We start from the raw sequence: 14,509 nt of genomic DNA, 5'->3' as shown, positions 1-14,509 counted from the left end.
CGCCCGTGATTCCCGGAGAGATCCTGTACGGCGACGGGGACATCGTCCTCAACGACGGCCGCGACGTCACCGCGCTCACCGTCGTCAACGTGGCCGACCGGCCGGTCCAGATCGGCTCGCACTACCACTTCGCCGAGGTCAACCCCGGCCTCGAATTCGACCGGGCCGCCGCGCACGGCAAGCGGCTGAACATCGCGGCGGGCACCGCCGTCCGCTTCGAGCCCGGCATCCCCGTCGACATCACCCTCGTCCCGCTCGCCGGACGGCGTGTCGTCCCCGGCCTGCGGGCACAGACCGGAGGTCCCCTCGATGGCTGAGCTCTCCCGCCCGGTGTACGCCGACCTGTTCGGCCCCACCACCGGCGACCGGGTCCGTCTCGCCGACACCGAGCTGCTCGTCGAGATCGAGGAGGACCGCAGCGGCGGTCCAGGACTCGCGGGCGACGAGGCGGTGTTCGGCGGCGGCAAGGTGATCCGCGAGTCGATGGGCCAGTCCCGTACGACCCGGGCGCAGGGCGCGCCGGACACCGTGATCACCGGCGCGCTCGTCATCGACCACTGGGGCATCGTCAAGGCCGACATCGGCATCAGGGAAGGACGGATCACCGGCATCGGCAAGGCGGGCAACCCCGACACGATGGACGGGGTGCACCCCGATCTCGTCATCGGACCCGAGACCGAGGTCATCGCGGGCAACGGCAAGATCGTGACGGCCGGTGCCGTCGACGCGCACGTCCACTTCATCTCGCCGACCCTGGTCGACCAGGCGCTGTCGGCCGGGATCACCACCCTCGTCGGCGGCGGCACCGGACCCGCCGAGGGCACCAAGGCCACCACCATCACCCCGGGACCCTGGCATCTCGCCCGGATGTTCGAGGCGTTGGAGACCTTTCCCGTCAACATCGGGCTGCTCGGCAAGGGCAACACGATGTCGAGCGACGCCATGCACTCCCAACTGCGCGGCGGCGCCCTCGGATTCAAGATCCATGAGGACTGGGGCGCCACGCCCGCCGTCATCGATGCCTGTCTGCGCGTCTGCGAAGAGACCGGCGCCCAGCTCGCCCTGCACACCGACACACTCAACGAGGCCGGTTTCGTCGCCGACACCCTCGCCGCCATCGCGGGCCGCACCGTGCACGCCTACCACACCGAGGGCGCGGGCGGCGGGCACGCGCCCGACATCATCACCGTCGTCTCCGAGCCGCACATCCTGCCCAGCTCCACCAACCCGACCCGGCCGCACACCGTCAACACCATCGAGGAACACCTCGACATGCTGATGGTGTGCCACCACCTCAACCCGGCGGTCCCCGAGGACCTGGCCTTCGCCGAGTCCCGGATCCGGCCCTCCACCATCGCGGCCGAGGACATCCTGCACGACCTCGGCGCCATCTCGATCATCTCCTCCGACTCCCAGGCCATGGGGCGGATCGGCGAGGTGATCATGCGCACCTGGCAGACCGCGCACGTGATGAAGAAGCGCCGCGGCGCACTGCCCGGAGACGGCCGCGCCGACAACCACCGGGTCCGTCGCTATGTCGCCAAATACACCATCAACCCGGCCGTGGCGCAGGGCCTGGACCAGGAGATCGGCTCGGTCGAGACCGGCAAACTCGCCGACCTGGTCCTCTGGGACCCCGCCTTCTTCGGTGTGAAGCCGCAACTCGTCATCAAGGGCGGCCAGATCGCCTACGCGCAGATGGGCGACGCCAACGCCTCCATCCCGACCCCCCAACCCGTGCTGCCCCGGCCGATGTTCGGCGCGCTGGGCCGGGCGGCCGCGGCCGGCTCGGTCAACTTCGTCGCGCAGGCGGCGCTGGACGACGGACTCCCCGAACGCCTCGCCCTGCACAAGGAGTTCAAGGCGATCTCCAGCACCCGGCAGGTCACCAAGGCCGACATGCGGGAGAACGACGCGCTGCCCCGCGTCGAGGTCGACGCCGACACCTTCACCGTCACCATCGACGGCGAGCCGGTCGAGCCCGCCCCGGCGGTCGAACTCCCCCTCGCCCAGCGTTACTTCCTCTTCTGATGAGCCGCGCGGCGCTGCTGGTCCTCGCCGACGGGCGGTTCCCCGCCGGGGGCCACGCCCACTCCGGCGGCGCCGAGGCGGCCGTCAAGGCGGGGCGGATCCATGACGCCACGTCCCTCGCGGCCTTCTGCCGTGGCCGGCTGCACACCACGGGCCTGACCGCCGCCGCCCTCGCGGCCGCCGCCGCCCACGGCATCGACCCCCTCGCGCTCGACGAGGCCGCCGACGCCCGTACCCCGTCACCGGCCCTGCGGGCGACCGCACGCAAACTCGGCAGACAGCTGATGCGCGCCGCCCGCGTCACCTGGCCGGGCGAGGAGCTGGACGCACTCGCCGCGGCCCGGCCACGCGGCGCGCACCAGCCGGTGGTCCTCGGACTCACGGCGCGCACCGCGGGGCTCACCCCCGAGGACGCCGGGCACTGCGCGGCGTACGAGACGGTCAGCGGCCCCGCCACCGCCGTCGTACGCCTCCTCGGCCTCGACCCGTTCCAGGCCACCGCCGTGCTCGCCCGGCTCGCCCCCGAACTCGACCAGGTCGCCGAACGGGCCGCGCGCGCCGCCTACGACGGCGTCGACGCGCTGCCCGCCGCTTCGGCGCCGCTCCTCGACATCACGGCGGAGGCCCACGCCGCCTGGCCGGTACGGCTGTTCGCCTCGTAACGGGCGTCCCACCGAACACGCACCACCGAAAGAAGGAGCCGCACCATGCATCTCGACCACCCCCAGCCGGGTCCCGGCGCCGTCAGCGCCGACGCCGTACGGCCCGACGGCACCCGGCGCGCCCTGCGCATCGGGCTCGGCGGCCCGGTCGGCTCCGGCAAGACGGCGACCGTCGCCGCACTCTGCCGGGTCCTGCGCGACCAGCTCTCCCTCGCCGTCGTCACCAACGACATCTACACCCGAGAAGACGCCGAATTCCTGCTCCGCAACGCCGTCCTGCCCCCGGAGCGCATCCAGGCGGTCGAGACGGGCGCCTGCCCGCACACCGCGATCCGCGACGACATCTCCGCCAACCTCGAAGCCGTCGAAGACCTCGAACACGCCGTGGGACCACTCGACCTGATCCTCGTCGAGTCCGGCGGTGACAACCTGACGGCGACCTTCTCCAAAGGGCTGGTCGACGCACAGATCTTCGTCATCGACGTCGCGGGCGGCGACGACATCCCGCGCAAGGGCGGCCCCGGTGTCACCACCGCCGACCTGCTCGTCATCAACAAGACCGACCTCGCGCCGCACGTCGGCTCCGACCTCGGCAGGATGGCCCGCGACGCCAAGGAACAGCGCGGCGAACTCCCCGTCGTCCTCACCTCGTTGAAGTCGCTGCACGGCGCGCCCGGCGAGGCGCTCGACGGGGTGCGGCCCGTCGCCGACTGGGTACGCGCACAGCTCACGGCCTGGGCCGCGTGAGCGTCCGGGCCACCGCCCGGATCGTCGCCACCCCGGACGGGCTGCCCGTGCTGCACGGCGAAGGACCGCTCGCCCTGCGCCGCACCCGCGCCACAGGCCCCGGTATCCGGGTCACCCTCGTCGGCGCGATGACAGCGCCGCTCGGCGGCGACCGGCTCACCGTCGAGGTGGACGTACGGGACGGCGCGGTGCTGACCGTGGACGCGGCGGCCGCGACGGTCGCGCTGCCCGGCCGCACCCCCGAACACGCCCGCTACGACCTGCGGTTGACGGTCGGCGACGGCGCCACGCTCAACTGGCTGCCCCAGCAGATCATCTCCGTGCACGGCAGCGACCTGCGCACCCGCACCCAGGCCGACATCGCGGCCGGCGGCCGGCTCGTCCTGCGCGAGGAACAGATCCTGGGCCGACACGGCGAGGAGTCCGGCACCCTCACCAGCAGGCTCGCCGTCCGCTACGCCGGACGCCCGCTCCTCGACCAGGAGGTGGCCTACGGTCCTGGCGCACCCGGCGGCTGGGCGGGCCCCGCGGTCCTCGGCGGCCACCGGGCCGCGGGCCAGCTGCTGTTCGCCGGGCCGGAGTTCGCGGAGAAACCGCGGGAGACCCGGCTGCTCGGCGACGCGGCCGTCCTCACCCCGCTCGCGGGCCCCGGCGCGCTGGTCACAGCCGTGGCACCGGACGCCAGACTGCTGCGCCGGGTGCTCGACGAGGCGTTGTACGACGGCTGAAAAGGTCAGTGCGGCAAAAAAGTTCTTCCACAGCCTGTACCCAGCAAGGTCACAGACGAAAGGATCCCGGGGAGCCCAACGGACATGCGCTGCCACGAGCGGCGCACCACACAGGGGGAGGATCCACTTGAGACGTACAGCAGTGCTCGGTTCGGCCGGCACTCTGCTCGCGGGCGCGCTCATAGCCGGCGCCGTGGCCGCCCCGTCGGCCACAGCCGACGGACGCCATCACGACAACTCCGCAGCGTACGGGGCGAAGATCGCCGCCGAGCGGGCGGCGAAGAAGGGCATCGCCTGGCAGGAGTGCCCCGCCGACTGGGGCATCGCCAAGGGCATCCAGTGCGGCTGGGTGAGCGTTCCGCTCGACTACACCAAGCCGAACGGCAAGCAGATCAAGCTCGCCGTCGACCGGATCGGCAACACCGGTACGGCCAAGGAGCGCCAGGGCGCGCTCATCTACAACCCGGGCGGCCCCGGCGGCTCCGGCATGGCGTTCCCCGCCAGGGTCGTCAACAAGAACGCCATCTGGGCGAGCGCGGCGAAGGCGTACGACTTCGTCGGCTTCGACCCGCGCGGCGTCGGCCACTCCGCGCCCATCTCCTGCATCGACCCGCAGGAGTACGTCAAGGCGCCGAAGCTGGACCCGCGGCCCGGCAGCGAGGCGGACAAGCGCGCGCAGCGCAAGCTCGCCGCCGAGTACGCGGACGGCTGCAAGGAGCGCAGCGGCTGGATGCTGCCGCACATGACGACGCCCAACACCGCACGTGACCTGGATGTCATCAGGGCCGGGCTCGGCGAGAAGAAGCTCAACTACCTGGGTGTCTCCTACGGGACGTACCTGGGCGCCGTCTACGGCACGCTCTTCCCCTCGCACGTGCGGCGCATGGTCGTCGACAGCGTCGTCAACCCGTCGAAGGAGAAGATCTGGTACCAGGCCAACCTGGACCAGGACGTCGCCTTCGAGGGCCGGTTCGCCGACTGGATGACCTGGGTCGCCAAGAACGACGCGGTCTTCCACATCGGGACGACCAAGGCGCAGGTCGCGGCGGAGTACGAGACGCTGCGCGCCGCCGCCAAGAAGGCGCCGTTCGGCGGGGTCGTCGGCCCCAACGAGCTGGACGTGCTGTTCCAGGGCGCCGCGTACTACGACTCCAGCTGGGTCCCGACCGCGGACGTCTGGAGCAAGTTCCGGGAGGGCGACACCCAGGCACTGGTCGACGCGGCCGGTCCCGACCTGTCGAACACGGCGGGCAACATCTCCGCCGAGAACGGCAACGCGGTGTACACCGCCGTCGAGTGCGCCGACGCCAAGTGGCCCACGAGCTGGCAGAAGTGGGACCGGGACAACACCCGGCTCAACCGCGACTACCCGTTCCTCACCTGGGGCAACGCCTGGCTGAACCTGCCGTGCGCGACCTGGGGTGTCAAGCAGCAGACCCCGGTGACGGTGAAGACCGGCAAGGGCCTGCCGCCGGTGCTGATCGCGCAGTCCACCCGGGACGCGGCCACGCCGTACGCGGGCGCCGTCGAACTGCACAAGCGGTTCAAGGGCTCGCGGCTGATCACGGAACAGGACGCCGGATCGCACGGCATCACCAACCTGGTGAACCCGTGCATCAACGGCAAGGTCGAGGCGTACCTGCTCAAGGGCACGCTCGACCGGCACGACGCGACGTGCGGCCCGCACGCCACGCCGGTGCCGTAGGACGCCGCGGTAAGAGCGTCAGCCAGTACGGCGGGGGCGTCCGGCGCGAGCCGGGCGCCCCCGTTTCTGTCCGGTCTGCTCGGCCTTCACATCGGCCGCGTAGCGGTCCACGTACTCCTGCCCGGACAGCGCGAGGATCTCGTACATGATCTCGTCGGTGACCGCGCGGATCGCCGCCTTCTCGTTCTCCAGGCCCGCGTAGCGGGAGAACTCCAGCGGCTTGCCGAAGCGGATGGTGACCCGGCCGATCCGGGGGAGCTTGCGCCCGGGGGGCTGCAGCTCGAACGTGCCCACCATGGCGCACGGCACCACCGGCACCCCGGCGCTGATCGCCATCACGGCGACCCCGACCTTGCCCTTGTAGAGGCGGCCGTCGTGCGACCGGGTGCCCTCCGGGTAGATCCCCAGCAGCTCCCCCCTGGAGAGCACCCCCAGCCCCTCACGGATGGCCGCCTTGCCCGCCTCCTTGCCGGAGCGGTCCACCGGGATCTGACCGATGCTCCGGAAGAAGAACGCGGTGAGCCGGCCCTTGGGGCCGCGCCCGGTGAAGTACTCCGCCTTGGCGAGGAAGGTGATGCGGCGTTTGAGCATCGTCGGCATCAAGAAGTGGTCGGAGAACGAGAGATGGTTGCCGGCGACGATCGCCGCCCCGTCCGCCGGGATGTGTTCCAGACCCTCGATCCGCGGCCGGAACAAACCTCGCAACAGCGGGCCTAGCAGGACGTACTTGAGCACGTAGTAGAACACGGCGTTGTGCTCCTCACTCTGCCGGACCGGGACCGAGTGGTCCTCGCACAGGTTCATCGACCATACTGCCCGCCGTGGAGCGCATCGATCCGAAAATCCAGCCCGTACCCGCAGCGGGGACCGATCCCGGATACATCCCTGGGCTCATGGCACCCCGTACCGCCGAGGAGGCCGACGACACCGTCCCCGAGGAAGCGCCGCAGGACGCCGCCGAGCAGGAGGCCGGGAGCCCGGCAGCGGGAGAGCCCGGCGCCGAAGAACCCGCCGCCGCGGAACCGGCCGCAGGGGAGGCCGACGACGACGTGCCGCCGGCCGCCGACGCAGCCGGAGGGCCCGTCTTCGAGGTCAGCGACCGGCGCAGCTCGATGTCCGCCGACCGTTCCGGGGTCCGGCTCCAACTGGACGGCGAAGAAGCGGAGTTCCGCTGGGACGAGATCGGCGCCGTCGAAGTCGGCAGCCCCCGCTTCGGGCGCCGGTTCGCCGTCACGGTCCACACCACGGACCGCCACTCGTACGAGGCGGACGTCGAGGCACCCGCCAGGAGCAGCCTCAAGGAGTGGGAGGCCGAACTGGACGCGGTTCTGGACGCCTACTTCGAGGAAGCCTGACTCCTCCCCGGGACCCCCCGGCACCCGGACGGACCCGTCCCGGTGGCCGGGGCTCAGGGCCTGCTGTCCACTGGGGCTGGCGGCCCCGCCTGGGCCGGCCTCGCGCTGCCCGCACGGGGTGGCCGGACGGACCCAGAGGAGTCCCTGAATGAGACAGCACACCAGGACAGTCACAGCGACGGCCGCCGCCCTGCTGTTCGCAGCGGCGGTCGCCGGGTGCTCCGGCAGCGGCAGTGACAACGACAGCCACACCACCGGCAGCCACGACAGCGGCCGCAAGGTCGAGGTGGCAGCGTCCGCCTCCGCCTCTGCCTCCGCTTCGGCCACGTCAGCGGCGAAGCCCACCCTGTCCGTCGCGAAGGGGTCGCTCGGCAAGATCCTGGTCGACGACAAGGGCCGGACGCTGTACCTGTTCGAGAAGGACACCAAGACCAAGTCGAACTGCACGGGCGCGTGCGCCACGGCGTGGCCGCCGCTGACCGACAAGACCAAGCCGACGCTGGGCAGCGGCCTCAAGGCCAACCTGCTCACGACGATCACCAGGGACGGCGGCCTCAAGCAGGTGACGTACAACGGTCACCCGCTCTACCGGTTCCAGGGCGACACGAAGGCCGGCAACACCAACGGCCAGGGCCTCAACAACTTCGGCGCCAAGTGGTACGTCGTGGACCCGTCGGGCAAGAAGATCACCAAGAACGCGCAGAACAGCGGCGGAACCGGTTACTGACCCCCGGCCAGTGCGGCCGGTCCGGCCGACGAGCGTTTCGGAGACCTCATGCTGTTGTCACTTCACACCGGCCGGGCACGGTTCGCCGCCGTCGCCTCCGCCGTCTGTCTGACCGCCCTCGTCGGCTGCTCCGACAGCAACGGCGGTGGCAGCGGTGACAGTTCGTCAACTCCCGCCGCCACCACCGCCGTACCGAGCCCGTCCGGCAGTTCGTCCTCCTCGGCGCAGCCGGGGAAGACGGCGGCGAAGGTCGTCATCAAGAACTTCAAGTTCAAGCCCTCCACACTGAGCGTGGCGCCCGGCACCAAGGTCACCGTCACCAACTCGGACACGACGACGCACACCATGACGGCGACCAAGGGCAAGGCCTTCAACACCGGCGACATCGCGGTGGGCAAGACCGTCACCTTCACCGCACCGTCGAAGTCGGGCGCCTACCCGTTCGACTGCACGATCCACCCGTTCATGACGGGCACACTCACCGTCAAATAACCCGGTCCCCGCCGCCGGCCGGCGGCTCGAATGGAGCAGCCATGCCGTCATCGACCTCCGGTCGTTTTCTGCGGGGAACAGCCCGGGTGCTCGCCGCCGCGGGACTCGCGGTCGACGCCTATCTGCATGCCCATCTGGCCGACAGGTACGACGCGATCACGACGACCGCGATCAGCCAGGGCACCCTCTTCCGCATCGAGGCGGGCGCCGCCGCGCTGGCGGCGCTGCTCGTACTGGTGTGGCGGCGGGTGCCCGGTGACGTCTTCGCCTGGTCGGTCGCGGCAGGCGGCCTCGCGCTCCTGCTGGTGTACCGCTACGTCAACGTCGGGGAACTCGGCTGGTTCCCGAACATGTACGAGCCGATCTGGTACGGCCAGAAACGGCTCACCGTCATCGCCCAGGCGGTGACCATCGTGACCACCGTCTATCTGCTGATCTTCCGGCCGCACCGCGACGCCGCCACCGCGGGCGGCGGCGGCTCGCGGCACGGCCACGGCCGGCGCCGGCGCACCTGACGTACCGGGGCGAATTCACCTGATCGCAATGAAACGATCTCGACACACACCCCCACCAGGTGTAATTCTCGCGCCATGCACCTCAGCGCCCGGGCCTGGCTGCCCGCCGTCCTCGTCATAGCCGCCGGCGCGGCCGCCGGCTGCGCCCCGCAGGAGTCGTCCACGTCCACGGACGCCTCCTCCTCGTCCGCCGCTTCCCCCGCCGCCGGCTCCTGCGCCAAGGGACAGCTGGCGACCGCCACCAAGGGGAAGCTGACCGTAGGGACGGACAAGCCGGCGTACGCGCCCTGGTTCCAGGACGACGACCCGGCGAACGGCAAGGGCTTCGAGTCCGCGGTGGCCTACTCCGTCGCGAAGGCGCTCGGCTACGGGAAGGACCAGGTCGTCTGGCAGACCGTGCCGTTCAACAACTCCTTCGCACCGGGCGCGAAGAAGTTCGACTTCGACATCAACCAGGTCTCCATCAGCGACGAGCGCAAGCAGGCCGTCGACTTCTCCTCCGGGTACTACGACGTCCGCCAGGCCGTCATCGCGCTCAAGTCCTCGCCGTACGCCAAGGCGAAGAGCGTCGCCGACCTCAAGGGCGCGAAGCTCGGCGCCCAGGTCGGCACCACCAGCCTCGACACCGTCAACGAGATCATCAAGCCGACCCAGAAGCCGGCCGTCTTCCAGAAGAACGACTTCGCCAAGTCCGCGCTGAACAACAAGCAGGTCGACGCCATCGTCGTCGACCTGCCCACCGGCTTCTACATCACATCGGCCGAGGTCACCGACGCGAAGGTGGTCGGCCAGTTCGCCCAGGCGTCGGGCACACCCGAGCAGTTCGGCCTCGTCCTCGACCGGGAGAGCACACTGACGGGCTGCGTCACGGCGGCCGTCGACGGACTGCGCAAGGACGGCACGCTCGCCGCCCTGGAGAAGCAGTGGCTGTCCGAGGCCGTGGACGCGCCGGTGCTCAAGTGACCGAGGAATCCGCCGTCCGCGAGGCCTACACACCCTCGCGGCGGCGGCTGGAACGCGAACGGTACAAGCGGGCGAGAAGCCGCCGTGCCACCGGCGTGGCCACCCTCTCCACACTGGTGACGGCGGCCGTGCTGTACTTCGTCATCACCGGATCGCCGGGCTGGCAGCGCACCCGTGAGGTCTTCTTCAGCGGCAAGTACGCCAGGATCGCGCTGCCCGACGTCCTCGAAGGACTGCTGCTCAACCTGAAGCTGCTCGCCATCTGCGGTGTGTGCGTCCTGGCTCTCGGGCTGCTGCTGGCCGTCGCCCGCACCCTGCGCGGCCCCGTCTTCTTCCCGCTGCGCGCCCTCGCCACGGCGTACACCGACTTCTTCCGCGGACTGCCCCTGATCATCTGCCTGTTGGTCATCGTCTTCGGTGTACCGGCACTGCGGCTGCAAGGGGTGCCGACCGACCCCGTGGTGCTCGGCGGCGCCGCCCTCGTGCTGACCTACTCCGCCTACGTCGCCGAGGTCTTCCGGGCCGGCATCGAATCCGTACACCCCTCCCAGCGCGCCGCCGCCCGCTCGCTCGGGCTGTCCTACGCCAAGACCCTGCGCTACGTGGTGCTGCCGCAGGCGGTGCGGCGCGTCATCCCGCCGCTCCTCAACGATCTCGTGTCGCTCCAGAAGGACACCGGACTCGTCTCGATCGCCGGCGCCGTCGACGCCGTCTACGCGGCCCAGATCCTCTCCGGCAAGTACTTCAACTTCACGCCGTACGTCGTCGCCGGACTCGTCTTCGTCGCGCTCACCATCCCGATGACCCGCTTCATCGACTGGCTGACCGCGCGGACCGACCGCAGGCGCGCCCAGGGAGGCACCGTATGACCGCCGACGCCACGCCGGTGCTGCGGCTCGACGCCGTACGCAAGACCTTCGGCGACGGCCGGGTCGTGCTGCGCGACGTCAGCCTCGACGTACCACCGCACACGGTGACCGCCCTGATAGGTGCCTCGGGCTCCGGGAAGTCCACACTGCTGCGCTGCGCCAATCTGCTGGAGGAGATCGACGACGGGGCGATCTTCCTCGACGGCGAGGACATCACCGACCCGCGGACCGACCCCGACGCGGTGCGCCGCAGGATCGGCGTGGTGTTCCAGTCGTACAACCTCTTCCCGCACATGACCGTCCTGCAGAACGTCACCCTCGCCCCGCGCCGGGTCCTCGGCACACCGCGCGAGGAGGCGACGGCGCGGGCCATGGAGCTGCTGGTCAGACTGGGGCTCGGGGACAAGGCGCAGGAGTATCCCGACCGGCTGAGCGGCGGCCAGCAGCAGCGCGCCGCGATCGTACGGGCCCTCGCCGTACGGCCCCGGCTGCTGCTCCTGGACGAGATCACGGCGGCCCTCGACCCGGAGCTGGTCGGCGAGGTGCTGTCGGTCGTGCGGGACCTCAAGGAGGAGGGGATGACCATGGTCCTCGCCACCCACGAGATGGCCTTCGCCCGGGAGGTGGCCGACCAGGTGTGCTTCCTGGACGACGGGGTCGTCCTGGAGCGCGGTACACCGGACGAGGTCTTCGGCGACCCCCGGCAGGAGCGGACGCGGCGGTTCCTCAGCCGGATCGTGGCGGCCGGGCGCTTGTAGGCCGCGCACCCGATTTTCACGGTCCTGATACAGCCCGTGGCAGTGATACTCAGCGGACATCCCCCGGAGTACTGTGAACGTAACGGGGGCGTGTCGCCGTCGGTCGTGTGTACCGGGTTGTCCCCGGTGGCCGGCGAGGTTGGAGGCGTGGGCCTCCGGAAGGCGTGGTCGCCCTATGGATGTGGGTGAGGGGGCGCTGGAGGTGGGGGAAACGACCTATGTGCGCGGCAGATGAGTCTTCGCAGAGCCCGGTAGGAGCGGTCGGCAGGGTTACCGTGCCGATCCCGGACGGGGGACCCGGCGAGGTCCTGGTGGCCGTACGGGGTGGCTCCGAGGCGTACGCGGCGTGGTCCGACCGGCCGATCGGACAACACATCAGGGTAATTGTCACCGACAGCATCTCGGCGCGATCGGTGATGGTGGAGCCCCTTCCGTCCTGAGACCCCGGTGCCCGGATTTTCCCGGGCCCCTGTTCTCCGGACAAACGTGTAGTACGAAACCATGTAGTACGACAGGAGTTTCGCCATGCTGTTCTGGCATGTTCCAGCGCCCAACGAGGCAATGCTGATCTCCGGCTCCAAACGACAGGTCCAGGACACCCAGTTCCGGATCGTCACGGGCCACGGAAGCTTCGTCCTGCCCATCAAGCAGAAGGCCCGCATGCTCTCGCTGGCGCTGCGGGAGGCGGAGATCGCCGAAGACTGCGTGACACAGCAGGGCATCCGGCTGACGGTGCGTGCGGTGACCGTCTTCAAGGTCGGCGACGACGCGGTGTCGATCGCGAACGCCGCCCGGCGCTTCCTGGCGGAGCAGGACCGGATGGAGGAGCTGGTCGGCAGGATCTTCGCCGGTCATCTGCGGTCCATCATCGGCGGCCTGACCGTCGAGCAGATCATCCGCGAGCGGGACAGGGTCGCCCAGGAGGTGAAGGCGGGCAGCCACAGCGAGATGGAGAAGCTCGGCATCGTCGTGGACGCCCTGCAGATCCAGGAGATCGAGGACGCCACCGGCTACATCAACAACCTCGCGGCGCCGCACGCCGCGGCCGTCGCCAGCCAGGCGCGTATCGCCGCCGCCAGGGCGGACCAGGAGGCGGCGGAGCGCGAGCAGCAGGCGGAGGCGCTGAAGGCCGAGTACGAGCGGGACACCTCGATCAAGCGGGCCGGCTTCCAGGCCGAGACCGAACAGGTCAGGGCGCGCGCGGCGCAGGCGGGACCGCTCGCCGAGGCGAAGGCGTCGCAGGAAGTCATCGAGCAGCAGACGGCTCTGGCGGAGCGTCAGGCCCAACTGGCCGCCCAGCGGCTCGAAGCCGAGGTCAGGCGGCCGGCCGACGCGGAGGCGTACCGGCAGCGGACACTGGCCGAAGCGGCCCGCGACCAGGCGAAGTTCGAGGCGGACGGCAGCGCGTACGCCGAACGGACCCTCGCCCAGGCGCAGGCCGACGCGAACAGCGCACGCGCCGAGTCGCTGCGGGACGGCAACCAGGAACTCATCGCCGCCAACCGCATCGTCGAGGTGCTGCCGGCACTGGCCGACGCCGCCGCGCGGGGCATGGCGGACTCGAACCTCACCATCCTCAACGGCACCGACGGTGTCAACGAGATGGCGGCGGGTCTGGTCGGCCAGGGCATGGCCATCCTGAACTCGCTCCAGCGGCGCACCGGTTCGGGCGGCGCGGGTGCGGGCGGCGATACGCCGAACCAGAGCGTGAACGGCAACACACCGGCCCGTACGGGCGAGTCCAGGTAACCGTCGCACAGCAGGAGCCCGGCCCGTCCCCTGCAGGGGATCAGCCGGGCTCCCGCGCGTCCGGGGACGACTCCGGTGGCGCGTCCGGGGGAGTGGCGGCCGGAGCCTCGGCCAGCCGTTTGATGACCGACAGCCGGGCGTCCCAGTCGGCCGCGATCCGGTCCATCCAGCGGGCCGTCGCACCGAGCCCTTCGGGGCGGACCGTGAACCGCGCCTCACGGCCCTCCCTGCGGCCCGCGACCAGGCCCGCCTTGTCCAGTACGGCGAGATGTTTGACGATCGCCTGACGGCTGACCGGCAGCTCCGCCGCGAGGACCGTGGCCGTCGCCTCGCCGTGCGCGGCGAGGGCGTCCAGGATCCTGCGTCTGGTCGGGTCGGCCAGCGCGGTGAGGACGTCCGTCACCGCGTCCTGCGCGGAATCAGCGGTCATTCCCCGGTCACTCCGAGTCGAGCTGGGCGTACTTCTGGATGTTGCCCACCATCTCGGTCCAGCCCTCGCTGTGGCTCGCGTGCGACGCGGCGTGGCTGCGGTCCTCGGGGATGTCGAGGGCGGCGAAGCCGGTCTCCATCACGCGCAGGTGCGTGCCCTCGCCCTGCGGGGTGAGGGTGAACTCCACCAGGGTCGAGTTGGTCTCGTCGGCCACCTGGTCGGGGAAGGCGCTCGCCCAGCGGTACGCGAAGTACCGCGGCGGGTCGACGGTCACGACCGTCGTCCGGAACACCCCGTACTCGCCGTGGTCCAGCACCATGATGCCGCCGGGCCGCAGGTCGACCGGGGTGGGCTTGCCCTGCCCGAACCAGCTGCCGACGTGCTCGGGCTCGGTCAGCACCGCCCAGACGCGCTCGACCGACGCGTCGATGGTGATGTCTCGTTCGATCCGGTCCTCGGACATGGGAAGTCCCTCCACTCGGAAGACAGCCTCTCGGCCTTCACGTGCAACTCCAGAGTTGCACGTGCCGGAGGGACGTGCAACCTTTGGGTTGCACCAAGCGGTCAATGGGTGCGTGTGGCGACCATCCCGATGGTGACCAGGCCGAGCACCACCCAGCCGAACCAGAGCCAGCCGTTGCTGCCGAGCGCCGCCGTGTAGGCGGTCACCATCACCAGTGCACCGACGGTGAGCACACCCATGGTCTTCGTGGATCCGGACATGTCGTCCTCCTCCCGGCCGGGGGCCGTGACTGCCATCCTCACCCGTCACCCGCAC

At 70.6% G+C, this 14,509-nt stretch carries 18 protein-coding genes; 14 read left to right on the top strand and 4 right to left on the bottom strand.

Going from position 1 to position 14,509, the window contains the following annotated elements:
• Window positions 1-5: 5 nt before the first annotated feature.
• The 6 genes from OHS57_RS05585 (at window position 6) to OHS57_RS05560 (ending at window position 5,873) form a co-directional block, all read left to right on the top strand.
• Window positions 6-317 (top strand): urease subunit beta, encoded by a 312-nt coding sequence (locus OHS57_RS05585; protein ID WP_328581215.1) that lies wholly within the window; start codon window positions 6-8, stop codon window positions 315-317.
• A complete protein-coding gene (locus tag OHS57_RS05580; RefSeq protein ID WP_041997953.1) occupies window positions 310-2,031 on the top strand; it encodes an urease subunit alpha in 1,722 nt (573 codons plus the stop codon). Before OHS57_RS05585 ends, OHS57_RS05580 begins: the two co-directional genes overlap by 8 nt.
• Window positions 2,031-2,693, top strand: coding sequence for an urease accessory protein UreF (locus tag OHS57_RS05575; protein WP_328581214.1), 663 nt, complete (start codon window positions 2,031-2,033; stop codon window positions 2,691-2,693). The genes OHS57_RS05580 and OHS57_RS05575 overlap by 1 nt, the downstream gene beginning before the upstream one ends.
• Before the next feature lie 45 nt (window positions 2,694-2,738).
• On the top strand, window positions 2,739-3,440 hold the full coding sequence (gene ureG, locus OHS57_RS05570; protein ID WP_328581213.1) for an urease accessory protein UreG: 702 nt from the start codon (window positions 2,739-2,741) through the stop codon (window positions 3,438-3,440).
• Window positions 3,437-4,168: an urease accessory protein UreD gene (locus OHS57_RS05565; protein ID WP_328581212.1), complete on the top strand. Its 732-nt coding sequence runs from the start codon at window positions 3,437-3,439 to the stop codon at window positions 4,166-4,168. Before ureG ends, OHS57_RS05565 begins: the two co-directional genes overlap by 4 nt.
• Before the next feature lie 127 nt (window positions 4,169-4,295).
• Window positions 4,296-5,873 (top strand): alpha/beta hydrolase, encoded by a 1,578-nt coding sequence (locus tag OHS57_RS05560; RefSeq protein WP_328581211.1) that lies wholly within the window; start codon window positions 4,296-4,298, stop codon window positions 5,871-5,873.
• 18 nt (window positions 5,874-5,891) lie between these two features.
• Here the strand turns inward: OHS57_RS05560 and OHS57_RS05555 are convergent, their stop codons facing one another.
• Window positions 5,892-6,620, bottom strand: coding sequence for a lysophospholipid acyltransferase family protein (locus OHS57_RS05555; protein WP_042000251.1), 729 nt, complete (start codon window positions 6,618-6,620; stop codon window positions 5,892-5,894).
• Window positions 6,621-6,694: 74 nt separating this feature from the next.
• Between OHS57_RS05555 and OHS57_RS05550 the strand changes: the two genes are divergently transcribed.
• The 8 genes from OHS57_RS05550 to OHS57_RS05515 all read left to right on the top strand — a co-directional run bounded on the left by OHS57_RS05550 (window position 6,695) and on the right by OHS57_RS05515 (window position 13,301).
• Window positions 6,695-7,228, top strand: coding sequence for a hypothetical protein (locus tag OHS57_RS05550; RefSeq protein WP_241778811.1), 534 nt, complete (start codon window positions 6,695-6,697; stop codon window positions 7,226-7,228).
• A gap of 148 nt (window positions 7,229-7,376) precedes the next feature.
• Window positions 7,377-7,955 (top strand): COG4315 family predicted lipoprotein, encoded by a 579-nt coding sequence (locus OHS57_RS05545; RefSeq protein ID WP_041997965.1) that lies wholly within the window; start codon window positions 7,377-7,379, stop codon window positions 7,953-7,955.
• Window positions 7,956-8,003: 48 nt separating this feature from the next.
• A complete protein-coding gene (locus OHS57_RS05540; protein ID WP_328581210.1) occupies window positions 8,004-8,447 on the top strand; it encodes a cupredoxin domain-containing protein in 444 nt (147 codons plus the stop codon).
• A 41-nt stretch (window positions 8,448-8,488) separates the two neighbouring features.
• Window positions 8,489-8,962, top strand: a complete 474-nt coding sequence (locus OHS57_RS05535) for a hypothetical protein (RefSeq protein WP_328581209.1) — start codon at window positions 8,489-8,491, stop codon at window positions 8,960-8,962.
• Between the two features lie 75 nt (window positions 8,963-9,037).
• On the top strand, window positions 9,038-9,925 hold the full coding sequence (locus OHS57_RS05530; protein ID WP_328581208.1) for an ABC transporter substrate-binding protein: 888 nt from the start codon (window positions 9,038-9,040) through the stop codon (window positions 9,923-9,925).
• The gene (locus tag OHS57_RS05525; RefSeq protein WP_328581207.1) at window positions 9,922-10,794 is read left to right on the top strand and encodes an amino acid ABC transporter permease; all 873 of its coding nucleotides are present in this window, start codon (window positions 9,922-9,924) and stop codon (window positions 10,792-10,794) included. The genes OHS57_RS05530 and OHS57_RS05525 overlap by 4 nt, the downstream gene beginning before the upstream one ends.
• Complete coding sequence (locus OHS57_RS05520; protein ID WP_041997973.1) at window positions 10,791-11,552, top strand: amino acid ABC transporter ATP-binding protein; 762 nt, start codon at window positions 10,791-10,793, stop codon at window positions 11,550-11,552. The genes OHS57_RS05525 and OHS57_RS05520 overlap by 4 nt, the downstream gene beginning before the upstream one ends.
• A gap of 525 nt (window positions 11,553-12,077) precedes the next feature.
• The gene (locus OHS57_RS05515; protein ID WP_041997978.1) at window positions 12,078-13,301 is read left to right on the top strand and encodes an SPFH domain-containing protein; all 1,224 of its coding nucleotides are present in this window, start codon (window positions 12,078-12,080) and stop codon (window positions 13,299-13,301) included.
• A 40-nt stretch (window positions 13,302-13,341) separates the two neighbouring features.
• On the opposite strand, the gene OHS57_RS05510 is transcribed toward OHS57_RS05515, so the two are convergent.
• The 3 genes from OHS57_RS05510 to OHS57_RS05500 form a co-directional block, all read right to left on the bottom strand.
• A complete protein-coding gene (locus tag OHS57_RS05510; protein ID WP_052457327.1) occupies window positions 13,342-13,731 on the bottom strand; it encodes an ArsR/SmtB family transcription factor in 390 nt (129 codons plus the stop codon).
• A gap of 7 nt (window positions 13,732-13,738) precedes the next feature.
• Window positions 13,739-14,194: an SRPBCC family protein gene (locus OHS57_RS05505; RefSeq protein ID WP_328581206.1), complete on the bottom strand. Its 456-nt coding sequence runs from the start codon at window positions 14,192-14,194 to the stop codon at window positions 13,739-13,741.
• A gap of 101 nt (window positions 14,195-14,295) precedes the next feature.
• Window positions 14,296-14,454 carry a hypothetical protein gene (locus tag OHS57_RS05500; RefSeq protein WP_041997981.1) on the bottom strand — a complete coding sequence of 53 codons (159 nt, stop codon included), beginning with the start codon at window positions 14,452-14,454 and terminating at the stop codon, window positions 14,296-14,298.
• Window positions 14,455-14,509: the final 55 nt, after the last annotated feature.

It is taken from the genome of Streptomyces sp. NBC_00370 (genome assembly GCF_036084755.1).
Lineage (GTDB): Bacteria > Actinomycetota > Actinomycetes > Streptomycetales > Streptomycetaceae > Streptomyces.
The sequence above is the reverse complement of the archived record's forward strand: the minus strand, read 5'-3'. Positions and strand labels throughout refer to the sequence as shown.